Genomic DNA, 20,688 nt, shown 5'->3' on the forward strand with positions numbered 1-20,688 from the left:
GATTTGACGTGACCATATCGATGTATGAGGCATCCGTGCCCGTGTTTTCAGCCAGGCTGAAAGCACTTTCCAGTGTGCTGGCGGCCGCCGAACAGAATGCGCTTGACCGCAAGATCGACCCGCAGGTGTTTTTGACGGCGCGGCTTGCACCCGACATGTTCGCTTTGGCCAGGCAGGTGCAGATCGCGACCGACCATGCCAAGGGCGCGCCGTCGCGGCTCGCCGGCCGAGAGGTGCCGAAATACGAGGATAATGAGGCAAGCTTTGCCGATCTCGAGGCGCGGATAGCCAAGACGCTCGCGCTTCTGGCGACTTTTTCGCCAGCCGATATCGACGGTTCCGACGACAAGGTGATCGAGTTGAAGCTTGGTGGCCGCGAAACGACGTTGGGCGGCATGCAGTATCTGCTGCATGTGGCCATGCCCAATTTCTATTTCCACCTCACCACCGCTTACGACATCCTTCGCCACAATGGCGTGCCGCTGGGCAAGGCGACCTTCCTGGGATCGCGTTGAGAAATCAGACTTTGAGATGTCCCGGATCGGTCCGGGACATCTCGCAACTGCTTAGAGCAGCTCAAGGAAAAGTGTGAGCGGTTTTCCGTCCAGAGCTGCGTCAAAACAAAGAGTCTAGCGAATGGACATTTCGCGGGCGATGCGCGCAAAATCGGCGGGCTTGATGCCGATATCGGCGCGCTCGGCATTGCTCATCGAGTGAAGCAGCGCGAGTGCTGCGCGGTATCTCAGATGTTCCTGCGGGCGCGGCCGGGCGAACATTTCAGTGAAGAAACCCATGATTTAGGCTCCTGGTTGGTCCTCCACGGGTGCTAATATAGGTGAATCGTGACAATTGTGCAGTGCAGCATTTGCATGCCTGCCATGTCCGGATGATTTTCATAAATTTTTTTTGTGGCCCGGTGAAACTTCTGCGCCGCACGAACCGTAGGCTTCGACGCTGGCACATGGCCAGCTTTTCCTCGCCACTCCTGGCGAATTTCCGGGCTGCATGAAAGTGCAGTCCGGCTTTTTGTTTGAGGCGCCGGTCGCGATCCTTCGAAAACTAAATTCGTTAAGATCGGTGGTATGTATTTTTAACGAGCCGGTTCTATGGTCTGGAAACCTGACGGTCAGGCAAGGGGGAGGCTGACATCGCTACCAGCGCCAAGCGTGATTTCGCTTCGCTGCTCGACGACCTCTTCGTCGCCTCCGACAAGGGCGACGGTATCGAGGGCGACGAGGCCGGCGCGCGTCCGTCCATTCCGTTCGATTATCTCTCGGTCGCCGATGAACTCCATTCCGGTCGCATCAAGGTGTCGGCCGCCGAATATCGCGAGGCCGGTGCTGATCTGGCGAGCGAATTCGCTGCCTTGCTCGAACACGCCAAGCTGGCGCTGGCTGCCGAGGACCCGAAGCCCGAGGAAAAACTGCCGCCGATCGATCCGGAATCGATTGCGGCTGAACTGGGACTGAACCAGCCCAAGAGTGCCGCCGATTTCGGCCGCATGCGCCGCAGCTTTGCTTTCACCAATCATCCCGATCGCGTCGCCCCGCATCTGCGCCAGCGTGCCGTTATCCGCATGCAGGTCGCCAACATGCTGATCGACGAGGCCAAGCGCCGCGCCCTGGCCGGCGCGCGCCGCTAGCTAAACCGCTGGCTCACGCAAAAGTCGGTCTGCGGAGGCTTGGAGAGCGCCTCCGCTTTCCCTATAGATGCGGCTTCCTCCCCGCGTAGCCGCGCACGCTTTCCCTCCGGAGCAGAATTCCATGCACAAACGCCGTCTCGGTCGGACCGATCTTCTTGTCACCCAGATCTGCCTGGGTTCCATGACCTGGGGCCAGCAGAACACTGAGGCCGAAGGCCACGCGCAGATGGACCTGGCTTTTTCGCGCGGCGTCAATTTCATCGACACCGCCGAACTCTACCCGATCCCGCCCAAGGCGGAGACACAGGGGCGGACGGAAAAGATCATCGGCAGCTGGATGAAAGCCAACGGCAACCGCGACAAGGTGATCCTTGCCTCCAAGGTCGTCGGCCGCACCGCCAGCGACTGGTTTCGCGGCGACAGGCCATCGCAACTGGTGCGCGCCGATATCTTTGACGCCGTCGAAAAATCGTTGGCCAAGCTCGGCACCGACTATCTCGACCTCTACCAGATCCACTGGCCGGAACGGGACATTCCCTGGGGTGCAAACCCGACGCGTGTCGGGGCGGTGGCGCGGCGTGCCGATGCCGACGGTGCGCCGGCCAACGAAACGCCGATCGCCGAAACGCTTGGCGTGTTCGATGAATTGGTAAAGGCAGGAAAGATCCGCCATTTCGGCCTTTCGAACGAGAGTTCCTGGGGCGTCATGCGATACCTTGCCGAGGCCGACAAAGGGATCGGCCCGCGCGTTGCGTCGATCCAGAACGCCTACAGTCTCGTCAACCGCACCTTCGAGGTGAACCTCGCCGAGGTCTGCGAGCGCGAAGAAGTCTCGTTGCTGCCCTATTCGCCGCTGGCGCAAGGTTATCTCTCAGGCAAATACGACCATGGCGCCCGTCCGCAGGGCTCGCGCTCGCAACTGTTCAATCGCGGCCAGCGCTACGAGACCCCCAATGCCGCTGAAGCGCTGCTCGAATACAATGAACTGGCACGCTCCTTTGGTATGGAGCCGGCACTGTTTGCCAATGCCTATGTCTCGAGCCGGCCCTTCGTCACGTCGAACATCGTCGGCGCGACGACCATTCCGCAGCTCGAAATGGCACTGTCTTCGGTGGATGTCGTGTGGACTGAAGAGATGCAGAAGGCGGTGGACGCGATCCACCAGCGGGTCGGCAATCCCTGCCCTTGAACTGTTCGGCGATAGAATTATCAGGGATAACAGAGGGGTGGAGACGATGGTGGACTTTCCGATCGAGGCCGTGCGTGGAAACTTTCCCGCCCTTTCCCTGACCGACAAGGGGCGCCGTCGCATCTATCTCGACAACCCTGCCGGCACGCAGGTGCCGCAGGCTGTCGCCGATGCGGTGTCGCGCTGCCTGCTCACCACCAACGCCAATCTCGGCGGCTATTTCGAGACGACGATCGCTGCTCAGTCCGTCGTCGACGAGGCGCATCAAGCGATGGCCGATTTCCTCGGTGCGGCGAGCCCGCAGGAAATCATCATCGGCGCCAATATGACGACGCTGACCTATCATATCTCGCGCACGCTCGGCCGCACGCTGAAGTGCGGCGACGAGATCATCCTCACCCGCATGGATCACGAGGGCAATGTCTCGCCCTGGCTGCAACTGGCCGAGGACCTTGGCCTCGTCGTGCGCTGGCTGCCATTCGACGAAAAGAGCTGGCAGGTCGAGGAGGAGGCGTTGGCCGGGCTGCTCTCTGAAAAGACACGGCTGATCGCATTGAATTATGCCAGCAATCTCACCGGTTCGATCAACCGGGTTAAGTCCCTGACTGCCATCGCAAAACAGGCCGGCGCTCTGGTCTATGTCGACGCCGTCCAGTTCGCGCCGCATGGCCTGATCGACGTGCAGGAGGTCGGCTGCGATTTCCTGATCTGCTCGGCCTACAAATTCTTCGGCCCGCATATGGGCATTTTGTGGGGACGGCTAGATTTCATCGAGACGCTACAGCCTTACAAATGCCGGTGCTCGTCTGACGGCCTGCCGGAGCGCTTTGAGCTTGGCACGCCGCAGATCGAGCTGATGGCCGGCCTCACGGCGGCGGTCGAGTACTTTGCCGAATTGGGAGCGGCAGCTGGCGAGGGTGGTTCAAGAAGGCAGAAGATCGCCAAGGCGTTCGAAGTCGCCGTCGGCTATGAAAACCCGCTGGCGCAAAGGCTGATCGACGGCCTGTCCGATATTTCAGGCCTGACCATCCGCGGCATCACCGATCCGAAGCGGCTCGGTGATCGCGTGCCGACCGTCTCGTTCACCGTCGACGGCATCGTGCCGGAAACGATCGTGCGGCAGATGAACGCCGAAAACATCTTCCTGTGGTCCGGCCACAACTACGCCTGGGAGATCGTCCACCAGCTCGGCATTCCGGCCGAACAAGGCGTCGTGCGTATCGGTATCGCGCACTACAACACGGCGGCCGAGATCGACGAGACGCTGGAGAGCGTACACCGGGTCATTGCCATGCTCAGGCAGCAGCGCTCCTGACGCCTGCTTGAATCGCTACAGCGCCTTGCCGCCGAAACCGGTGAGGAAGGCGGTGAGATTGTCGCCCAGTTCGTCGCAGAGATAGCCGCCTTCCTGGACGATGACCGTGGGCAACTGGAGCCTGGCGATGGCTTCGCCGATACGGGAAAAACCTGGCGTCGTCACCGAAAGCCCGCCGAACGGGTCGCCCTCGAAGGCGTCGAGGCCGAGCGCCACGACCAGCGCGTCGGGCGAGAAAGACCGGATACGCTGGAATGCCACCTCGAGTGCTTCCAGAAACGCCGCATCGGCGGATTTGCGCGGCAGCGGCAGATTGAAATTGTAGCCGAGCCCCGGGCCTTCGCCGCGCTCGTCGGCATGGCCCCAGAAAAATGGGTAAAAGCGCACCGGATCGGCATGCAGCGAGACGGTGAGCACATCGGGCCGCGCATAAAAAATGCCTTGCGTGCCATTGCCGTGGTGCAGGTCGACATCGAGGATCGCCACCCGCGCCGCCTGCTTGCGCAGCACCTGTGCCGCAACAGCCGAATTGTTGATGAAGCAAAAACCGCCGGCGACATCGGCAAAGGCATGGTGGCCGGGCGGGCGGCACAGCGCATAGGCGGCCGGCGCGCCTGCCATCACGGCTTCAGCCGCATCGACCGCGCTCCAGGCGCTCCACAGCGCGCTTTGCCAGGTCTCGCCCGAGATCGGGCAAGCCGTGTCGGCCATATGGTAGCCGGCCTGACCGACCGCTGAGGCCGGATAGGAACCGCTGCGCGCGATCGGATGGATGTTGGGGATCACTTCCGCCGAGGCGCCTTCGATGCGCTGCCAGCGTTCGAAAATATGTTCGAGGAAGTCCAGATATTCGGGCGTATGCACCGCCGCGACCGGACCGAGGCCGTGATTGCGTGGCCGCTCGATCGTGCAGCCGGCAGATTTTGCGCCGGCTAACAATCTCTCGACGCGCTCGGGTTTTTCCGGATTGGGCTGCGGTGCACCACTGGAAAGAAAGGCCTTGGGGTCGTGGAGCTTCTGCTCCTGCGCATAAAAGGCTTTCATTCCTGCTCCTCCGGCGCGTCGGCGAAGGCGAAGAAAGCCTCGCCGATGATCTTCTGCGTCTGCTCGTAACTCGACCAGGCAATGCCCAGCCTTTCATAGAAGGCCTTGGCGCCTTCATTGTCGGTGTCGACGGACAGCCTGAGATAGACGCCGCCGTCCTTCCGGCACTCTGCCGCGGCGCGCCGCAGCAGCCGCTCGCCGATCTTGCGGCCACGGAACCGGTCGTCGACATAAAGGTCCTGCACATAGACCCCGGGCCGCCCCATCCAGGTCGAAAAGATCGGAAAATGCAGGCACAGACCGGCGAATTCGCTATCTATCTCTGCGATCAAGGTCGAGAAGGCAGGCTTTCCACCAAAGCCATAGCGGCGGAGGTCATCAGGTGTGGACGTAATCTCCTGATGCGCGCCGATATGGGTGCCAAGTTTGAGAAGCGCGGCGTGGATGGTGTCGACGTCGTCGATTGTGCCGTGGCGGATGACGGTATCGCTGGTGGCTGTCTGGATCTTGTCTGCCATGGATCAGGCCGCGGTCTCGGCTGAACCGGGCTTGTTCAGGAGATCGTCAAGGTCGCCGATATTGTCTTCCGAAAAGACGCGAATGCCGTTCGCTTCCAGCAGCGCGGTGGTCGTGCCGCGACCGGTCACTCGTTTGCCTACAAAACTGCCGTCATAGACGAAGCTGCTGCCGCAGGAGGGGCTGCCGTCGGTAAGAACCGCGTAGCGGCACCCCGTTTCGCGCGCGAGTTCGAGCGCAAGCTGCCCGGCTTCGAGATAAAGTGCGGTCACATCGCTTCCCGTCTGTTCGACCACTCGACCCTGGCCGTGAAGCACAGCGTCGGCTGTGCCGCGAATTTCTGCGGCAGGACGCGGCGTGGAGAAGCCTGCGGCAACCTCGGGGCAGATTTGCACGACCCGTCCTTCCGCCTGCCAGCGCATCAGTACCGGATGGTTGTTGAGCCGGTAGGAGCCGTTATAACGGACGTGACTGCCGAGCAGGCAGGCGGAGACGAGAACCCTTTCCATATCAGCTCCTCCCTTGCCTCTAGAACGCTACCCGATCGCCACCTTTCAGCGCCAGCATCTCGCGCGCCTCCGCCGGCGTGGCAACCTCCAGCGACAACCCGTCGAGAATGCCACGGATGCGGCGCACCTGGTCGGCATTGGATTTCGCCAGCTGGCGGCCATCGTAGAGACTGTCTTCCAGCCCGACACGGACATTGCCGCCCATTGCCGCGGCGATCGAGATCAGCGGCATCTGCTGGCGGCCGGCGGCCAGCACCGAGAACTGATAACTGTCACCGAACAATTTGTCGGCGATGCGCTTCATATGGATGAGATTGTCCGGATCGGCGCCGATGCCGCCCAGAATGCCGAGCACGAACTGGATGAACAGCGGGCCAGATACCAGGCCGCGGTCGCGGAAATGCGCCAGCGAATAGAGATGGCCGACATCGTAGCATTCGAATTCGAAGCGCGTGCCGCAGCCCTTGCCCAGCCTTTCCAGCACGCCCTCCATGTCGGCGAAGGTGTTCTTGAAGATGGTGTCGCGCGTGGCTTCGAGCAGCTTCGGCTCCCACTCGTGTTGCCATTCCCGTGGTTTGTCGAGCATCGGGAACAGCGCGAAATTCATCGAGCCCATGTTGAGCGAGCACATTTCGGGCTCGGCGCGTAATGGCGCCGCCAGCCGCTGGTCGAGCGTCATCAGCGAGGAGCCGCCGGTGGTGATGTTGATCACCGCATCGGTCGCCTGCTTGATACGCGGCAGGAACTGCATGAACACGTCCGGATCGGCGGTGGGCCTGCCGTCCTTGGGATCGCGGGCGTGCAGATGCAGGATCGAAGCGCCGGCTTCCGCTGCGGCGATTGCGTCCGCCGCGATCTGGTCCGGCGTCACCGGCAGGTAGGGCGACATCGATGGCGTGTGCACCGAGCCGGTGACGGCGCAGGTGATGATGACTTTTCGCGGCGCCATTCCTTTACCCCCGGCCTTCGACCGGCAGGTCGAGTTCGGCGGCCAGAACCTCCAGCGAGTCGCCGATGATGGAAATGATCTCGCCGACCTGTTCGCCGGTGACGATCATCGGCGGTGCGACCATGAAATTGTCGCCGTCGACACCACCCTTGACCCGGCGGCCATAGATGATCAGCCCGCGCTCATAGGCGAGATCGAGCAGCCGCTGCGTGGCTTTCTTGTTCTGCTCGATCGGCCGCAGCGTCTCCGGATCGGCAACCATCTCGGCGCCGGTGAGCAGGCCCTTGCCGCGCACGTCGGCGATGAACGGAAAGCGCTTCGCCAACCCCTTCAGCCGGTCCATCAGCACGTCTCCCATGGCGGCGGCATTGGCGATCAGGTCGAGCCGGTCCATCTCGCCGAGCACGGCAAGGCCAGCGGCGCAGGCCAGCGGGTTGCCGGCATAGGTGTGGCCATGCTGGAAACCGCCGGAAGCGAGCAACGGCTGCACCAGCCGCATTGGGGCCGCCAGCGCGCCGAGAGGGGCGTAGCCCGAGCCCAGCCCTTTCGACAGGGCGACGATGTCAGGCTTGCAATTCCAGTGGTCGCCGCCGAGGAATTTGCCGGTGCGGCCGGCGCCGCTCATCACTTCGTCATGGATGAGCAGGATACCATAGCGGTCGCAGATCTCGCGGACACGCGCATAATAGCTGTCCGGCGCCACCAGGGCGGCGGTGGCAGCACCGCCGATCGGCTCCATGATGAAGGCGACGACGCTTTCCGCACCCTCGGCCAGGATCTTCTCCTCCAGCATATCGGCATAGCGGACGCCGCGCTGTTCCAGCGAAAGATTGTCGCGGTCGCGCCACGCGGTCGGGGCTGGCACCGTCGGCATCACCCGCATCATCGGCTCAAAGGTTTCGGACAGCGCGTCGTCGCCGGTGATCGACAGCGAACCCAGCGTGCCGCCATGATAGGAGGGGAAGCGGGTGATCACCTTCCAGCGGCTGGCCTGGCCGGTGGCGACAGCCCATTGCCGCGCCAGCTTGATGCAGGATTCCGTCGCTTCCGAACCGCCGGAGACGAAGAAGATGCGGTCCATGCCTTCGGGCAGTTTTCCGGCCAGTTCGCGCGCGAGTTCTTCGGCCGGCTCGTTCTCGAAATGCAGGCGGTAGGCGAAGGTGGCGCGGTCCATCTGGCGCTTCATGGCATCAAGCACGTTGCGGTTGGAATGGCCGATATTGGCGACCATCGGGCCGCTCGAGCCATCGATGAAGCGGCGGCCGTCCTGCGTCCACATGTAGATGCCTTCGGCGCGGTCGATCAGTGGCCGGCGCAAGCTTGAGAGGTAGAACAGATGCGATTCTCGCCGGGTCTCGATGTCTTGAGCGGCGGTCTGGGTCTTCGACATGTCAGGACTTTCCAAGGTAGCGATCAAGGACATTCTGGGTGACGCGTTCGACCATCGGGTCTTGTCTTAGCAGGCCGGCCACCCATTCGCAGCTTCCGGTGTGGAACACCTCGCCCTTGCCGCGCGGGAAATTGACGATCATGCCGTTGCCGCGTTTGACTTTTTCGAGGTTGGCGTCGGTCGCCTCGCCAAAGAGGGTTTCGGCGGTGAAGCGGCCATCCTCGTCGGTGAGGAACTGGTCCTCGATCGGGATATCGGCGCTTTCCTCGACCTGGGATGCCATGCCGACGGCGAGAACCTGCAAGCCATCCGGCGCGCCGCTGTCTGATGTGGGGTAGGGCAGGCCGCCGCGTATCTCGAAGTCGAGCCCGTCGACCTCATAGCCATAGACATGGCTGTCTGCGCCGAGCAGGTCGCCATAATAGATGCCGGTGCCGGCAAAGGCCCAGTGTTCCGGCCGGTAGACCGGAAAACCGCGCACGCCGCGTGGCGCACAGCCGCCCCAGCCGGCATAGACGCCGCGCGTCGCGTTGAGCCCGAAGGTCGCTGAACCCGGCCGGCCGATTTCCGGAGCCTCCCAGGAGTTGGTGGCGCGGGTGACGTCGCCGCCTTGGCGATAGGCGGGATCCTCCTTGCGCGCGCGATATTTGTAGCAGACCTGCCGCCGACCATCGTCCTCCAGCCGCGTCTGCCACATGAAATTGCCGGCAAAGCGAGCCGCATGGCCGCCGCGCTCGACATAAGTGTCGACCGCGTCACGCATTTCCCAGGTCCAGTACTCGTCATGGCCGACAAAGACGGCGCAGTCATAGCCGTCGAGAATGTCGGGCGAGAAATGCAAATCGTGCTGGCTGGCGAGATCGACTTCGTAGCCGGCCCGCTCGGCGAAGCGGAAGAAGTGGCTGTCGTAGCTTGCCCAGCCCGACGAGGCATATTTCTTCGAATGGCCGGTGGCCAGCGCCCATTCCATATGGGGATAGCGCGGCACCGTCTTCGGTGGCACCGCGACTTCCAGCGGCACGCGCGGCGCGTCTTTTGGCAGCATGACGAAGCCACGGCACCAGGGCCGCTGCGTCGACACGATCGGCGAATACTGGTTGCGGTCCGGCCCGGTAATGCCCTGATAGTGGTTGGAGCCGCCCCAGGTGTTGTAGGCAAGCCAGGTGCCCGTCGCCGCCACCTGCAGCACACGGCCAGGCTTCTTGCCGGGCTGCGGGCTGACGATGAAAAGATGCTGGCTGTGGATCGGTTTGCCGCCATGGCCAGCGGCAGTCAGCGTTATCCGATAGGCGCCGGACGGCCAGTCGTTCTCGACACGGAATTCGAAGGCGGCTTCCCAGCCGCAACCCTCTGCGGAACATTGGTCTGAAGTGTCCTGCCAACGCGCCGCGATGCCCGATTTCTCGAACACCTTTGTCTCGCTGCCACCGTCGCGGATGATCGCCATGCTGAAGGACGGAGCCGTCGAACTGACATACAGCGTCACCGTCTCACCGGCGCGGTAGGAAAAGCGGTCGCTGTAGCACCAGATCTCGCCGCGCTCGCCATCCATGCCTGGCCATTCGTAATAGTGGCCGCGCACCGCGTGGCGGCGCTGCTCTGGCGTCAGTCCGAAATCGGGAAACTCGGTGGGTAATCTGGTCATCATCGTGCTCAGGCGGAAAGATATTTCTTGAGGAAGCTGCGGGTGCGCTCCTTCTGCGGCGCGCGAAAAATGTCGGCCGGCGGTCCCTCCTCGACGACCACCCCGCCGTCCATGAACAGCACCCGGTCGGCTACCTCGCCGGCAAAGCGCATCTCATGCGTTACGATGAGCATGGTCATGTGTTCGGCGGCAAGCTGTTTCATCACCGCGTTGACCTCGTCGACCAGTTCCGGATCAAGCGCCGAGGTGGCCTCGTCGAACAGCATCACCTTGGGCTGCATCGCCAGCGCACGCGCAATCGCCACGCGCTGCTTCTGGCCACCCGAAAGCCTGGAGGGATAGGCGTCGATCTTGTCGGCAAGCCCGACCTTGGACAAGAGGCCATGCGCCAAGGTCCGGGCGTCGGCTTTCGCGATGCCCTTCAGGATCACCGGCCCCATGGTGATGTTCTCGATCACGGTCAGGTGCGGAAACAGGTTGAAGTGCTGGAACACCATGCCCATCTGCTGGCGCACCTTGTTGATATGTCGCTCGAAGGCCTGGCCGTACAGCTTCTGGTTGACCTGAAGACCGTCCAGCCAGACTTCGCCGCCATTCAACGTCTCAAGATGGTTGATCGAGCGCAGCAGCGTGCTCTTGCCGGAGCCGCTCGGCCCGATGATCGCGACGATCTGCCCACGCTCGACCGACAAATCTATGCCTTTCAGCACCTCGACGGCGCCGAAGGATTTGCGCGCGCCACGGACCTCGACCATTGGCCGCTGCGTGCTCATCGGGAAACCTCCACATGTCGTTCAAACCGATGCAAGGCCGCTTCGAGCACGAGGTTCAAGATGTAATAGAGCGCGGCGGCGGTGATGTAGAACTCGAACGGGCGGAACGTTTCGCTGATCGCCAACTGGGCCGAGTGGACCAGTTCCGCGATGCCGATGACGGAGACGATCGAGGACTCCTTCAAGAGCGCTATCAGATTACTGCCGATCGGCGGTGCCGTGTTGCGGACGGCTTGCGGTATCGCGACGTAGCGCAGCGTCTGCCATTTGCCGAAGCCGATGCTGCGCGCGCCCTCCGTCTGGCCGACATCGACCGCGACGATGCCGGCACGGATGACGTCGGCATTATAGACGGCAAAATGCAGGCCAAGCCCGACGATGCCGGCGGCCAGCGCCGGGATGTCGATGCCGATCTGCACCAGGCCGAAATAGATCAGAAAGAGCTGCAGCAGCAGCGGCGTGCCCATGAACAGCCACATGAAGGCACGCACGGGATAGGCGAGGATCGCCGGCGCATAGAGCACGATGACGGCAAACAGGATGCCGAAGACAAAGCTCAATGCCCCTGCCGAGACGGTTAGCACAGCGGTCCACCAGGCGCCCGTCAACAGCAGGTTCCAGTAGGGTAGGACGACGGTGAAATCGAGACCTTGCATCGTGCTCTCCCGTCAGACGATGGCGAAACGCTTGTCGAGCAGGTCGACGACCCGGGCAACGGCGTAGACCATGATCATGTAGAGTAAGGCCGCGACGCCGAAGATCTCGAACGGTTTGTAGGTGGAGCCGATAAAGCGCTGGGCGGTGTAGGTCAGCTCCACCACCGAAATGGTGGATACCAGTGCCGAACCCTTCAAGAGCGCGACCGTGTTGACGCCGAGCGGCCTAATCATCAGCCTGGCCGCCTGCGGCAGCACGACCTTGCGCACAGTCTGAAAACGGCTGAAACCGATCGTGCGGGCAGCCTCCGCCTGGCCCCGGTCGACCGCCACCAGCGCGCCACGGATCGATTCCGCCATATAGGCGCCGATGTTGAGGCCAAGGCCGATTACGCCAGCCGCGAACGGATCCAGATTGATGCCGATCTGTGGGCCGCCGAAATAGAGCACGAAGAGCTGGATCAGGCAGGGCGTGCCGCGAAACAGGCTGACATAGACCGTGCCGAGTGCGCGCAGGATCGCGGACCTCGACATCCTGCCGGCCGCGGCCAATGCTGCCGCAACCAGCCCCAAAAGCAGGGCCAGCGCTGTCAGTTCCAGCGTCACCAGCGCGGCCTCCACGAAGAAGGGGAAGACGCGCAGCATCAAGGAGAAATCCATTGATCAGCCCAGCAGAAATGGCGCGTGGCCTCAGGCGAATTTGCGTCGCCTGAGCCCCGGGGAAATTAGCGGATGTCGCTGCCGACCCACTGCTTGGAGATCTTCTCGTAGGTGCCGTCGGCCATCATGCCGTCCAGTGCCTTCTGCATGGCGGCCTTGAGCTCCGGATTGTCCTTGCGGATGGCGATGCCGATGGCGACGCTGCCGCCTTCAATATCAGGCGTGTCGAGCTTGCGGACCTTCTCGCCGGTTTCCTTGACGGCGACCATGACCGGAATGTTGTCGACGACGATGGCGTCGACACGGCCGGCTTTCAGCTCCAACAGCAATTCCGGCAGGCCCTTGTAAGTGCGGATGTCCCAGCCGCCCTGTTCACGCGCCCATTTCTCGTGCGTCTCGCCGAGCGTCACGCCAAGGGTCTTGCCCTTGAGGTCGGCCAGGCTTTGCACCTTGGAATCCTGGTTCACGAAAACCGCGCGGCCGGCGTGGTAATAGGGGCCGACGAAATCGACCATCTTCTCGCGCTCCGGCGTGATCGTCATCGAGCCGACCACGGTATCGTATTTGTTGGCGAGCAGGCCGGCGATGATGCCGTCCCAGGCCGTTGTGATGATGGTGCCCTTGACGCCGATGCGCTCGGCAATGGCCTTGCCGATATCGGCGTCGAAGCCGACGACCTCGTTCTGGTCGTTGACGAAGTTGAAGGGCGGATACTGCCCGCTCATGGAAATTTTCAGTTCACCCGCCGCCTTGATCTTTTCGAGATCGTCGGCCCTGGCTGAAACGCTCGTGAAGGTCGATGCAAGCAGCAGCGCCGCAACCGCAATGCCCGAAAATACTTTGTTCATCTGAATTCCTCTGGATGGAGCGTGAAGGCTTGTTCTTGTGAGGCGTTGGGGGAGGCGTTGGGGCGCTCTCCTGACATCAAGGATTGCCTTTGCGCCAGCATTGCGCAAATAGATAATGGAAATAGGGAGCATAGATTTCAGGAATGGCTTTGCCGCGCCCCGAGCGTCTGGTCTGGGACCTCGATTGGAACCTTCTGCGGACGTTTGTCGTCATCGCCGAAGTGAAGAGCATCACCCGTGCCGCCGAGCGCCTTAACCTCAAGCAGCCCAGCGTCAGCAACGCCTTGCGGCGCCTGGAGGACCGGGTTGGCCGGCGGCTCGTGGAGCGTGACGCAACACGCTTCGAGCTCACCGAAGTCGGGCGGCTTATCTATGAGCAGAGCGTCGAGGTGTTCGGCTCGATATCGCAGCTGCCGCTCTTGATGCGGGGGATCAGCGACGACGTTACGGGCCACGTCATGATCGCCACCGCAAGCCATGTCGTCTCGCCACTGTTCGACCGCGCGCTGGCGGAGTTTCATCGCAATTACCCGCGCGCCAGCATCACTATTTCGGTTTCGGCAAGCACCGAAGTCGCCAAGCAGGTGCGGGAACGCCGTGCCTCCTTCGGCATCTGCCTCGTCAGCCAGCGCGACCCGGCGCTGGATTATGCGATGGTCTATCGCGAGTTCTTCGGCTTCTTCTGCGGCCCGCAGCACAGGCTCTACGGAAAAGCCGGACTGACGCTTGCCGATCTGCGGGGCGAGCCCTCGGTCTCCTTCCAGACCGACCATATTTCGGATGCGTTACGGCCGGTTGCCCTGTTGCGTAGCGAAGCCCGGCTGAACGCAGATGTCGTCGGCGTGTCCTCCAGCCTGGAAGAGGTGCGGCGCATGATCGTCGCCGGGCTCGGTATCGGGCCGCTGCCGCTGCATGTGGCGCAACGCGACGTGGCCGATGGCATGCTGTGGCGGCTGCCGCCCTACGACGCGCCGCCGGCTATCGACATCTTCCTGCTTACCAACCCCGACAAGGCGATGAATCGGGCCGAGAAGGCGCTGCTGGCGGGGCTGCAGGCACTGATCGCCGAGACGCCGTTTGAGGAGCGCATCTACAACGGTTGAACGCCGGAAGCCGACCTAGTCGACGAGGTAGGCTGCCGCACGGTAGCGCATTGGCTCATCCAGCGCCACGGAGGCACGCGCGACAAGGTCGAAGCGCACGCTGGTGGTCCGGCTCGATGCATGGACGATGCTGTCGAGCGATCCCGACATCACCTGTTCGAAGGTGACGGAGGTGCGGCCGATCTTCACCACATGCGAGCGGATGGTGATCAGCGAGCCGGCCCTCGTTTCATGGCGATAGTCAATCTCGGTGCGCACATCGGCCCATCCGGTTGCCGCAGCCTGGTTGCCATCCTGTCCGGCGATATGGCCAAGAAGCTGGAAACTGGCATCGTCGAACATCGCCGCGTAATGGCGCACATTCATGTGTCCCATCACATCGCACATCCAGGGATGCGCGACACCGACAAAGGTGACGAGAGATTTGCTCATGGGAAGTTCCGCCTTCGTTGAAGATCGCGAGACGCCATATCGAAATGCGCGAGGACAGGCAAACCGGCTACGCCTGCCTGGTATTCGTTAGCCGCGCCCTTGGCCGCCTTCAGCAAACCTACTATCTCAGGGAAGGCGGCGTTTCCGCCATGGGGATAGGCATGCTCAGGGTCCAGAAGGTCAAGCTCGACGATATCTACGTTCCGACGGCGCGCAAGAAGACATTGCACCCCGAGACTGTGCGGAGCCTCGCCGAGGACATACTGGAGAATGGCATGAAGACGCCAATCCAGGTTCGCCACGACGGCAAGCGCCATATCCTGGTGGAAGGCCTGCATCGGCTCGAGGCGGCAAAATGGCTCGGCGAGACCGAGATCGACGCCTATCTGGTGCAAGCCAAGCGCCACTGACGCGAGTTCGGTTCGCCGTTCTCCCAGCACGTAATCTCCAGAGTTTTTTCGCTGGCCATGTCGGGTTGTGTTCTGTGGGCTCGTCCTTGGGACGGAAGCCAGATCAAACCCGAGGAGACCACCGTGACCACCAAGCTCGATATCGCCCCCGCCAATGACCGCGAACTGGTTGTCGCCCGCATCATCGATGCGCCGCGCGAGAACGTCTATCGCTGCTGGACCGACCCGAAACTGGTGACCCAGTGGTTCGCGCCAAAGCCGTGGACGACGCCGCGCGCCGAAATGGATGTGCGCACCGGCGGCTCGAGCCTTGTCGTCATGGCCGGTCCCGACGGCAATGAGTTTCCCAACCCCGGCGTTTTCCTGGAAGTCATTCCCGGCAAGAAGATCGTCTTCACCGATGCCTACACACAGGCATGGGAGCCATCGGAGAAGCCGTTCATGACCGGCGTGCTGACCTTCGAGGACGAAGGCGAGGGCAAGACCCGCTACATAGCGCGCGTCCGCCACTGGAGCGTCGCCGACCGCGAACAGCATGAGGCAATGGGTTTTCACGTCGGTTGGGGCCAGTGCACCGACCAGCTCGAAGACCTCGCCAAGACGCTTTGAATTCGGACCGCCCTGACGACGACCGCGCCCGGCTTAGCAAGCCCTGGCGCGGCGTGGCAGGCGCAAATGCTTGATGCCGCTCATCTCGACGAAATTCGTCGCCGACTCCCAGAGATAGTCGCCATAGAAAAACGGCTCGAAGGGCTCGGCGCTGCTCAGTGGCAGCGGCGCGATCTCAGCGTCGACACGCGGTTCGTAGAAAAACGGGATCGAAAACCGCGCCGTCTTCGGCGCAATCACGCGGTGCCGCGTCGCCCGCACACGTCCGCCGGTCCAGCGCTCCAGCAACTGGCCGAAATTGACCGCCAGCGTGCCGTTGGCCGGCTGCACGTCGATCCATTCGCCGGCGAGGTTTTTTGCCTGCAAGCCTTCGACGCCGTCCTGCGCCAGCAAGGTGACAAAACCGGAATCGGCATGTTCGCGGCCGATGATGGTGCGCATCTCCCCCTTGTGGACCACCGAGAATTCCGGCCCGCTGATGTCGATGCCCGCATTGGCGTCGCGCAAGGGGTAGCGGATCAGGCGCAGCGTCGAGATGCCATGCTCGAAATAGGGGTCGAAGATCGTTTCAGGCAGGCCAAGCCCACGCGCGATCGACCGCATCAGCGCGTTGCCGACCGTCTCCATCGCACGGTAGTAATCGGCTGCTGCCGCGCGCCAGCCGGGCAGGGTACCTTCGGCCGGCAAGGGCGTCGGCTCGCACAGCGGATCGTCTGAGGCCGAGACGCGCGCCGTGTCAGTGAGATCCGGCCCCATGTCGATGCCTTCCTTGTAGGAGACGGCTGTCGGCTGCAGCGGGAACCAGCCGCGATAGACGTTCTTTTTGCTGCGGTCGAAATTCCAGCGCAGCAATTTCTGCTTCTCGGCGTCGGGTAGGGCGAAGATGCGCAGCAATTGCGCTCTGCCGTCCGGTGTCAGCCAGGCGTCGCCTGGAAAATCGCGGACCGCCATGAAACCGATCCCCGAGGCAGCAGCCATGATCCTGGCATCGGTGCGGTCGCGGGTGGGCGAGGGCGGTCCGAACAGATCCGCAATGCCGATGGTCTCGATGCCTTGGGTCATGGCTTAAGTCCTGCGTCCATCACGGTAATCGATGGCGTTGTATCAAAGCTTTTCAATTGACCCAATCGGTCCCACCATTACCTTGGCCACACATTCTCCTCATCAGGGATCACGGTAATGACCAAACATCAGGGCGGGTGCCTGTGCGGAGCGGTTCGCTATCGCACCGACGCAGCGCCCATCAACGAACGCGTCTGCCATTGCCGGCTCTGCCAGAAGGCGATCGGCGCCGCCTTCAATGCGCGCGTGCTGTTTCGCATCGATGATGTGACCATCGAGGGGCCGCTGGCGACCGTGAACACCTCGCCCGATCTCAAGCGCGGTTTTTGCCCGAGCTGCGGCACGACGATGTTCTCGCGCCGCGATTCCGCCGGCATCATCGGCATCACCACCGGCTCGCTTGACGATCCCTCGGGCTTCAAGCCGCAGATGCATATTTTCACCGCCTCGAAACAGCCCTGGGTGGTGCTCGATGATGGCCTGCCGCAACATGCAGGCGCTCCGCCGCCAGGCTGAAGTGTCTTCCTTCTCCCCAGGGACTCAGGCGGAAACGGAAGCGCGCGACCATGACCAAAATTTAATCCAAATCATCACGCGATAGCCGGCAAAACGTCATTGGCGGGCCATCTTTGTCTTCCTATCTATGCAGCGCGGGCCGGCATTCGAGGAGACGACGGATGAACGACAGCATCAGCACCCTGGACGAGCTTTTGAGCGATCCGATGGTCCTGCTTGTCATGGAGCGCGACCGTGTGCGCCCGGAACAGGTGCGCATGCTGCTCGAACGGGTTCGTAGCCGGGTGATCGATGACGCACCCGCCGATCAGCCGGTTGTTCCGCCGGCCCATATGGTGGTCAAAAGCTGTTTCCAGCAATGGCTGCGCAACTAGGCGCGGTCAGTTTGAGCTGGCCGGCAGATAGCTGTAATGGCTGCGGAAATAGGCGATTCTGAAGCCCAGGCGTGCATAGTTGCGATAGGCCGGTCCGTCGCGCTCCTCATGTGGCGCCTCGATGTCGGCGACGAACAGTTTCGCGCCGGCCGCAATACCGTCGCGCACCAGCGCTTCTCCAAGCATGGCATCCAGATCGAAGCTCGGCGCCATGATGCCGGGCACCGGCGCTTCGATGCCGCTCCAGGCCGCGCCGTCGGCGCCGATGAACAGCGAGCGCACCGCCGCCACTGCGCCATCCTGCCTGGCCATGTAGTGATGCCAGCCCGGCCGGCCGACCACAGCCAGCAGCCAGGGCGAAGTGGGCAGCCGGTAGCTTCTGTCGATGAAGCCGGCCCACTCGCTTGCCGTTGCCGTCGTCACGCGTTCGACGGAAATTCCGTCACTCGGAAAGAGCGGCGCGGATGGCAACGGTTCCGCCTCGCGATAGATCCGCTCCCAGCCGCCTTGGCGCTGCAGGCCGCGCGCCTCGAGCCAGCATCTGAGGTGTGATGGTTCGGTGTGTGGATTGACATAGAACCAGGGCCGCGAAATGCCGGCGGCGCGGTAATGCGCCAACAGCGCGTCGAGCTGGCCTTCCGAGGCCGGGCTGTCGACGCCGAAATTCTTCACGCAGTTGAAATGGACGAACGGGATCGTCGTGCAGGTGGTCCAGGCGAGGTCGCCTTCCCTCGCGATCGAAAGCCCTTGCCTTGCGGCGAAATCGGCCGGCGCGGCGGCATAGAGGTCGAGCCAGGCGTTCAGCTCGGCGCGCTCGATAATACGGCTGAGGTCGCGCGAGACACCCTCGATCGCGATGCCAGGCGGGTGCGGTTCGGTTTGGGGCTGCAACTCTGACAGGGCGGTCAGCATGGCTCTCCTCCGTCATTTATCTTACAGTGTAAGATTAGCGAAGGATAATATGAATGCGCGGCTTGTCAAGCGGCGCATTACAAATCCGTAAATAGGATTCCGGGGACCGCCAGACTATTGCTCGGCGGGGATCGCCGCTCATGGTTGTTCGACAGAAAGGCTCGATATGGCTGACATCTGCACTCAAGGCATAGACACCGGCTTTGTTGGCCTGGGATATGCCAAGGTCGCCTTTCTCGGCCTGGTGCAAGGCATCACCGAATTGCTGCCGATTTCCTCGACCGCCCATATGCGCATCGTGCCGGCGGTACTCGGCTGGCAGGATCCGGGATCTGCCTTCTCCGCCGCGATGCAGCTTGCCGCGCTTGCCGCCGTCATCAGCTATTTCTGGGGCGATGTCAGGGATCTCCTGTTCGGTTCGCTCGACGCCCTCACGCGGCGCGATTTCACCGACCGGCATTTCCAGCTGGCTTCCTGGATCGTTCTGGCGACGATCCCGATCGTCATTGCCGGCGTCGCGCTATCGGGCGTGCTCAACGCCTGCAATTCGCCGCTGCGCAGCCTGAGCGTGATCGGCTGGTCCTGCATCGCCATGGCGATCCTGTTGGCGCTGGCCGAGATTTTCGCCCGCCACAAGCGCACCATCGCGGAAGCGTCGCTGGCCGATGCGCTGCTTGTCGGCATCGCCCAGATCGGCGCGCTGATCCCCGGCGTCTCGCGCTCGGGCTCGACCTTGACGGCCGCACTTGGGCTCGGCTTCAAACGCGCAGAGGCGGCGCGCTTCTCGTTCCTGCTCGGGCTGCCGGCGATCGCACTAGCCGGTCTCAAGGAACTGTGGGAACTGCACAAGGTTCATCTCGACGCTCATGGCTGGTCGGTTCTGGCCGTCGGGCTGGTCGTTGCCTCGATCTCCGCCTTCTTCGCCATCTGGGGCCTGATGCGCGTGCTGGAACGTTTCTCGGCCTGGCCTTTCGTGATCTATCGCGGCCTGCTTGGTGTCATCCTGTTGCTGAGCGTGGCGATGGGATGGCTGGCTTGACAGGCCAGTGTTGCGCGCCGGCACCACTTGGATGCATGAGTCGATCCCCCGGAGATGTGATCGGCCGCATTCATTGACTTCGGAAGATAACAGCCCTTAACATTCTGTTAACAAAACAGATTGGTGGGGCCGAATGGCATCCTCGATGGGTTGGCGCCGCAAGGCGAAGAGGCTGGGGCTGGCGTTTGCGCTGTCCGCTTTCTGTGCGGCGGGTTCCGCTTACGCCGCACCCGTTTCCATGGTTGTCGGCGGCTCGACCTCCCAGCCGATCGGCCACTATGATTTTTGCAAGATCCATGTCGCCGAATGCTCGATCCGCTCGCCCAACAGCGAACCGGAACATATGACCAGCAAGCTGCTGCACGATATCTCGGCGGTAAATCTCTCGGTCAACACGCGCGTCAAGCCGATGAGCGACATGGACAATTACGGCAAGGACGAGTGGTGGGCCTATCCCGACAACGGGTTCGGCGACTGCGAGGACTACGCCCTGGAAAAGCGGCGTGAGCTCAACAGCCTGGGCATCGCCGTAGCCAATCTTTTGATGACGGTGGTTCGTAAGCCGGATGGCGAAGGTCACGCCGTGCTGACGGTACGTACCGACAAGGGCGACTTCATACTCGACAATCTGACCGACAAGGTCCGCCTCTGGAACCAGACCAGCTATCGCTATCTGAAACGGCAGGCGAGCGACAACACCGGGCACTGGGTTTCCATCCTTGGTGGCGACGAACAGCTGGTCAGCTCAGTCAAATAGTCTCGTCGCCCGGCGGCGCCGGCTGCATATCCTGATCCATGCCCCCGAACCGGTCTTCATAGTGCCGGTCGACGGTGCTATCCACGGCCGCTCGTTGGAACTGGTAATCGGATAGATGCATGGATTTTCTGACGCTTCTCAACGCGGCGCCCCTGCTGATGGGCTTGGTCAAGGCCGCGCTGCCGCAGGCGGTCGCCACCACGATGGCATTCGGCCAATGGTTTGTGTCGCTGCCGCCGTGCCGTGACTTTGCCTTCGAGGCGAGCAGCTATCTGGTCTGCGAGGTCGATCCGAAACTCTATTCGATCGAGCTGTTCTGGAAGGATCCGGCCGGCAAG

At 62.4% G+C, this 20,688-nt stretch carries 26 protein-coding genes and 1 pseudogene; 12 read left to right on the plus strand and 15 right to left on the minus strand.

What is annotated here, in order from left to right; translation table 11 throughout:
• Window positions 1-8 precede the first annotated feature (8 nt).
• Window positions 9-515, plus strand: coding sequence for a DUF1993 domain-containing protein (locus tag AC1DX0_RS13490; protein WP_475451066.1), 507 nt, complete (start codon window positions 9-11; stop codon window positions 513-515).
• Between the two features lie 114 nt (window positions 516-629).
• On the opposite strand, the gene AC1DX0_RS13495 is transcribed toward AC1DX0_RS13490, so the two are convergent.
• Both AC1DX0_RS13495 and AC1DX0_RS13500 read right to left on the minus strand, forming a co-directional pair.
• Entirely contained in the window at window positions 630-794 is a 165-nt protein-coding gene (locus AC1DX0_RS13495; protein ID WP_477221303.1) for a hypothetical protein, read from the minus strand.
• A gap of 332 nt (window positions 795-1,126) precedes the next feature.
• A complete protein-coding gene (locus AC1DX0_RS13500) occupies window positions 1,127-1,294 on the minus strand; it encodes a hypothetical protein (RefSeq protein WP_477221304.1) in 168 nt (55 codons plus the stop codon).
• Here AC1DX0_RS13500 and AC1DX0_RS13505 point away from each other — a divergent pair.
• The 3 genes from AC1DX0_RS13505 to AC1DX0_RS13515 all read left to right on the plus strand — a co-directional run bounded on the left by AC1DX0_RS13505 (window position 1,223) and on the right by AC1DX0_RS13515 (window position 4,146).
• Window positions 1,223-1,642: a hypothetical protein gene (locus AC1DX0_RS13505; RefSeq protein ID WP_477221469.1), complete on the plus strand. Its 420-nt coding sequence runs from the start codon at window positions 1,223-1,225 to the stop codon at window positions 1,640-1,642. The genes AC1DX0_RS13500 and AC1DX0_RS13505 overlap by 72 nt on opposite strands.
• Window positions 1,643-1,763: 121 nt before the next feature.
• Window positions 1,764-2,831 (plus strand): aldo/keto reductase, encoded by a 1,068-nt coding sequence (locus tag AC1DX0_RS13510; protein ID WP_477221305.1) that lies wholly within the window; start codon window positions 1,764-1,766, stop codon window positions 2,829-2,831.
• Between the two features lie 46 nt (window positions 2,832-2,877).
• Window positions 2,878-4,146, plus strand: coding sequence for a cysteine desulfurase-like protein (locus tag AC1DX0_RS13515; protein ID WP_477221306.1), 1,269 nt, complete (start codon window positions 2,878-2,880; stop codon window positions 4,144-4,146).
• Window positions 4,147-4,161: 15 nt separating this feature from the next.
• Here the strand turns inward: AC1DX0_RS13515 and AC1DX0_RS13520 are convergent, their stop codons facing one another.
• The 10 genes from AC1DX0_RS13520 to AC1DX0_RS13565 all read right to left on the minus strand — a co-directional run bounded on the left by AC1DX0_RS13520 (window position 4,162) and on the right by AC1DX0_RS13565 (window position 13,136).
• Window positions 4,162-5,190: a histone deacetylase family protein gene (locus AC1DX0_RS13520; RefSeq protein ID WP_477221307.1), complete on the minus strand. Its 1,029-nt coding sequence runs from the start codon at window positions 5,188-5,190 to the stop codon at window positions 4,162-4,164.
• Window positions 5,187-5,708 (minus strand): N-acetyltransferase family protein, encoded by a 522-nt coding sequence (locus AC1DX0_RS13525; protein ID WP_477221308.1) that lies wholly within the window; start codon window positions 5,706-5,708, stop codon window positions 5,187-5,189. The genes AC1DX0_RS13520 and AC1DX0_RS13525 overlap by 4 nt, the downstream gene beginning before the upstream one ends.
• 3 nt (window positions 5,709-5,711) lie before the next feature.
• Window positions 5,712-6,215 (minus strand): 2-thiouracil desulfurase family protein, encoded by a 504-nt coding sequence (locus AC1DX0_RS13530; protein WP_477221309.1) that lies wholly within the window; start codon window positions 6,213-6,215, stop codon window positions 5,712-5,714.
• Window positions 6,216-6,234: 19 nt separating this feature from the next.
• Window positions 6,235-7,164: a 3,5-dioxohexanoate:acetyl-CoA acetone transferase gene (kce, locus tag AC1DX0_RS13535; protein WP_284275744.1), complete on the minus strand. Its 930-nt coding sequence runs from the start codon at window positions 7,162-7,164 to the stop codon at window positions 6,235-6,237.
• A 4-nt stretch (window positions 7,165-7,168) separates the two neighbouring features.
• Window positions 7,169-8,554: an aminotransferase family protein gene (locus AC1DX0_RS13540; protein ID WP_477221310.1), complete on the minus strand. Its 1,386-nt coding sequence runs from the start codon at window positions 8,552-8,554 to the stop codon at window positions 7,169-7,171.
• Window position 8,555: 1 nt separating this feature from the next.
• Complete coding sequence (locus AC1DX0_RS13545; protein WP_477221311.1) at window positions 8,556-10,199, minus strand: N,N-dimethylformamidase beta subunit family domain-containing protein; 1,644 nt, start codon at window positions 10,197-10,199, stop codon at window positions 8,556-8,558.
• Window positions 10,200-10,207: 8 nt separating this feature from the next.
• Window positions 10,208-10,972: an amino acid ABC transporter ATP-binding protein gene (locus tag AC1DX0_RS13550; protein WP_477221312.1), complete on the minus strand. Its 765-nt coding sequence runs from the start codon at window positions 10,970-10,972 to the stop codon at window positions 10,208-10,210.
• On the minus strand, window positions 10,969-11,628 hold the full coding sequence (locus AC1DX0_RS13555) for an amino acid ABC transporter permease (protein ID WP_477221313.1): 660 nt from the start codon (window positions 11,626-11,628) through the stop codon (window positions 10,969-10,971). The genes AC1DX0_RS13550 and AC1DX0_RS13555 overlap by 4 nt, the downstream gene beginning before the upstream one ends.
• Window positions 11,629-11,640: 12 nt before the next feature.
• Window positions 11,641-12,288, minus strand: a complete 648-nt coding sequence (locus AC1DX0_RS13560; RefSeq protein WP_477221314.1) for an amino acid ABC transporter permease — start codon at window positions 12,286-12,288, stop codon at window positions 11,641-11,643.
• A gap of 65 nt (window positions 12,289-12,353) precedes the next feature.
• Window positions 12,354-13,136 carry an ABC transporter substrate-binding protein gene (locus tag AC1DX0_RS13565; protein WP_477221315.1) on the minus strand — a complete coding sequence of 261 codons (783 nt, stop codon included), beginning with the start codon at window positions 13,134-13,136 and terminating at the stop codon, window positions 12,354-12,356.
• A gap of 143 nt (window positions 13,137-13,279) precedes the next feature.
• On the opposite strand from AC1DX0_RS13565, the gene AC1DX0_RS13570 reads away from it, so the two are divergent.
• Entirely contained in the window at window positions 13,280-14,239 is a 960-nt protein-coding gene (locus tag AC1DX0_RS13570) for a LysR family transcriptional regulator (protein ID WP_477221316.1), read from the plus strand.
• Window positions 14,240-14,254: 15 nt separating this feature from the next.
• Here the strand turns inward: AC1DX0_RS13570 and AC1DX0_RS13575 are convergent, their stop codons facing one another.
• A complete protein-coding gene (locus tag AC1DX0_RS13575; RefSeq protein WP_477221317.1) occupies window positions 14,255-14,671 on the minus strand; it encodes an acyl-CoA thioesterase in 417 nt (138 codons plus the stop codon).
• Between the two features lie 161 nt (window positions 14,672-14,832).
• Between AC1DX0_RS13575 and AC1DX0_RS13580 the strand changes: the two genes are divergently transcribed.
• Both AC1DX0_RS13580 and AC1DX0_RS13585 read left to right on the plus strand, forming a co-directional pair.
• The gene (locus AC1DX0_RS13580; RefSeq protein WP_172234816.1) at window positions 14,833-15,081 is read left to right on the plus strand and encodes a ParB N-terminal domain-containing protein; all 249 of its coding nucleotides are present in this window, start codon (window positions 14,833-14,835) and stop codon (window positions 15,079-15,081) included.
• 123 nt (window positions 15,082-15,204) lie between these two features.
• Entirely contained in the window at window positions 15,205-15,690 is a 486-nt protein-coding gene (locus AC1DX0_RS13585; RefSeq protein WP_477221318.1) for an SRPBCC family protein, read from the plus strand.
• A gap of 33 nt (window positions 15,691-15,723) precedes the next feature.
• Here the strand turns inward: AC1DX0_RS13585 and AC1DX0_RS13590 are convergent, their stop codons facing one another.
• Window positions 15,724-16,752 (minus strand): isopenicillin N synthase family dioxygenase, encoded by a 1,029-nt coding sequence (locus AC1DX0_RS13590; RefSeq protein WP_477221319.1) that lies wholly within the window; start codon window positions 16,750-16,752, stop codon window positions 15,724-15,726.
• 117 nt (window positions 16,753-16,869) lie between these two features.
• On the opposite strand from AC1DX0_RS13590, the gene AC1DX0_RS13595 reads away from it, so the two are divergent.
• Both AC1DX0_RS13595 and AC1DX0_RS13600 read left to right on the plus strand, forming a co-directional pair.
• The gene (locus tag AC1DX0_RS13595; RefSeq protein WP_477221320.1) at window positions 16,870-17,268 is read left to right on the plus strand and encodes a GFA family protein; all 399 of its coding nucleotides are present in this window, start codon (window positions 16,870-16,872) and stop codon (window positions 17,266-17,268) included.
• Between the two features lie 161 nt (window positions 17,269-17,429).
• Window positions 17,430-17,642 (plus strand): hypothetical protein, encoded by a 213-nt coding sequence (locus AC1DX0_RS13600; RefSeq protein WP_477221321.1) that lies wholly within the window; start codon window positions 17,430-17,432, stop codon window positions 17,640-17,642.
• A gap of 6 nt (window positions 17,643-17,648) precedes the next feature.
• On the opposite strand, the gene AC1DX0_RS13605 is transcribed toward AC1DX0_RS13600, so the two are convergent.
• Window positions 17,649-18,554: a hypothetical protein gene (locus AC1DX0_RS13605; RefSeq protein WP_477221322.1), complete on the minus strand. Its 906-nt coding sequence runs from the start codon at window positions 18,552-18,554 to the stop codon at window positions 17,649-17,651.
• Between the two features lie 166 nt (window positions 18,555-18,720).
• Between AC1DX0_RS13605 and AC1DX0_RS13610 the strand changes: the two genes are divergently transcribed.
• From AC1DX0_RS13610 to AC1DX0_RS13620, 3 genes and pseudogenes are all read left to right on the plus strand, one after another.
• Window positions 18,721-19,593 carry an undecaprenyl-diphosphate phosphatase gene (locus AC1DX0_RS13610; protein WP_477221323.1) on the plus strand — a complete coding sequence of 291 codons (873 nt, stop codon included), beginning with the start codon at window positions 18,721-18,723 and terminating at the stop codon, window positions 19,591-19,593.
• 133 nt (window positions 19,594-19,726) lie between these two features.
• The gene (locus AC1DX0_RS13615; protein ID WP_477221324.1) at window positions 19,727-20,350 is read left to right on the plus strand and encodes a transglutaminase-like cysteine peptidase; all 624 of its coding nucleotides are present in this window, start codon (window positions 19,727-19,729) and stop codon (window positions 20,348-20,350) included.
• A gap of 119 nt (window positions 20,351-20,469) precedes the next feature.
• A pseudogene (locus AC1DX0_RS13620) lies at window positions 20,470-20,688 on the plus strand (phosphodiester glycosidase family protein); the annotation flags it as partial.

It is taken from the genome of Mesorhizobium sp. P3_A9 (genome assembly GCF_056402975.1).

What these genes read in the sequence shown, in the direction of transcription:
- AC1DX0_RS13570 (WP_477221316.1), top strand. Translation starts at nt 13,280, where the DNA reads ATGGCTTTGCCGCGCCCCGAGCGTCTGGTCTGGGACCTCGATTGGAAC.
- AC1DX0_RS13530 (WP_477221309.1), bottom strand. Translation starts at nt 6,215, where the DNA reads ATGGAAAGGGTTCTCGTCTCCGCCTGCCTGCTCGGCAGTCACGTCCGT.
- AC1DX0_RS13560 (WP_477221314.1), bottom strand. Translation starts at nt 12,288, where the DNA reads ATGGATTTCTCCTTGATGCTGCGCGTCTTCCCCTTCTTCGTGGAGGCC.
- kce (WP_284275744.1), bottom strand. Translation starts at nt 7,164, where the DNA reads ATGGCGCCGCGAAAAGTCATCATCACCTGCGCCGTCACCGGCTCGGTG.
- AC1DX0_RS13600 (WP_477221321.1), top strand. Translation starts at nt 17,430, where the DNA reads ATGAACGACAGCATCAGCACCCTGGACGAGCTTTTGAGCGATCCGATG.
- AC1DX0_RS13515 (WP_477221306.1), top strand. Translation starts at nt 2,878, where the DNA reads ATGGTGGACTTTCCGATCGAGGCCGTGCGTGGAAACTTTCCCGCCCTT.
- AC1DX0_RS13545 (WP_477221311.1), bottom strand. Translation starts at nt 10,199, where the DNA reads ATGACCAGATTACCCACCGAGTTTCCCGATTTCGGACTGACGCCAGAG.
- AC1DX0_RS13610 (WP_477221323.1), top strand. Translation starts at nt 18,721, where the DNA reads ATGGCTGACATCTGCACTCAAGGCATAGACACCGGCTTTGTTGGCCTG.
- AC1DX0_RS13555 (WP_477221313.1), bottom strand. Translation starts at nt 11,628, where the DNA reads ATGCAAGGTCTCGATTTCACCGTCGTCCTACCCTACTGGAACCTGCTG.
- AC1DX0_RS13615 (WP_477221324.1), top strand. Translation starts at nt 19,727, where the DNA reads ATGGCATCCTCGATGGGTTGGCGCCGCAAGGCGAAGAGGCTGGGGCTG.
- AC1DX0_RS13590 (WP_477221319.1), bottom strand. Translation starts at nt 16,752, where the DNA reads ATGACCCAAGGCATCGAGACCATCGGCATTGCGGATCTGTTCGGACCG.
- AC1DX0_RS13525 (WP_477221308.1), bottom strand. Translation starts at nt 5,708, where the DNA reads ATGGCAGACAAGATCCAGACAGCCACCAGCGATACCGTCATCCGCCAC.
- AC1DX0_RS13540 (WP_477221310.1), bottom strand. Translation starts at nt 8,554, where the DNA reads ATGTCGAAGACCCAGACCGCCGCTCAAGACATCGAGACCCGGCGAGAA.
- AC1DX0_RS13500 (WP_477221304.1), bottom strand. Translation starts at nt 1,294, where the DNA reads ATGGAGTTCATCGGCGACCGAGAGATAATCGAACGGAATGGACGGACG.
- AC1DX0_RS13565 (WP_477221315.1), bottom strand. Translation starts at nt 13,136, where the DNA reads ATGAACAAAGTATTTTCGGGCATTGCGGTTGCGGCGCTGCTGCTTGCA.
- AC1DX0_RS13520 (WP_477221307.1), bottom strand. Translation starts at nt 5,190, where the DNA reads ATGAAAGCCTTTTATGCGCAGGAGCAGAAGCTCCACGACCCCAAGGCC.
- AC1DX0_RS13595 (WP_477221320.1), top strand. Translation starts at nt 16,870, where the DNA reads ATGACCAAACATCAGGGCGGGTGCCTGTGCGGAGCGGTTCGCTATCGC.
- AC1DX0_RS13605 (WP_477221322.1), bottom strand. Translation starts at nt 18,554, where the DNA reads ATGCTGACCGCCCTGTCAGAGTTGCAGCCCCAAACCGAACCGCACCCG.
- AC1DX0_RS13550 (WP_477221312.1), bottom strand. Translation starts at nt 10,972, where the DNA reads ATGAGCACGCAGCGGCCAATGGTCGAGGTCCGTGGCGCGCGCAAATCC.
- AC1DX0_RS13580 (WP_172234816.1), top strand. Translation starts at nt 14,833, where the DNA reads ATGCTCAGGGTCCAGAAGGTCAAGCTCGACGATATCTACGTTCCGACG.
- AC1DX0_RS13510 (WP_477221305.1), top strand. Translation starts at nt 1,764, where the DNA reads ATGCACAAACGCCGTCTCGGTCGGACCGATCTTCTTGTCACCCAGATC.
- AC1DX0_RS13575 (WP_477221317.1), bottom strand. Translation starts at nt 14,671, where the DNA reads ATGAGCAAATCTCTCGTCACCTTTGTCGGTGTCGCGCATCCCTGGATG.
- AC1DX0_RS13495 (WP_477221303.1), bottom strand. Translation starts at nt 794, where the DNA reads ATGGGTTTCTTCACTGAAATGTTCGCCCGGCCGCGCCCGCAGGAACAT.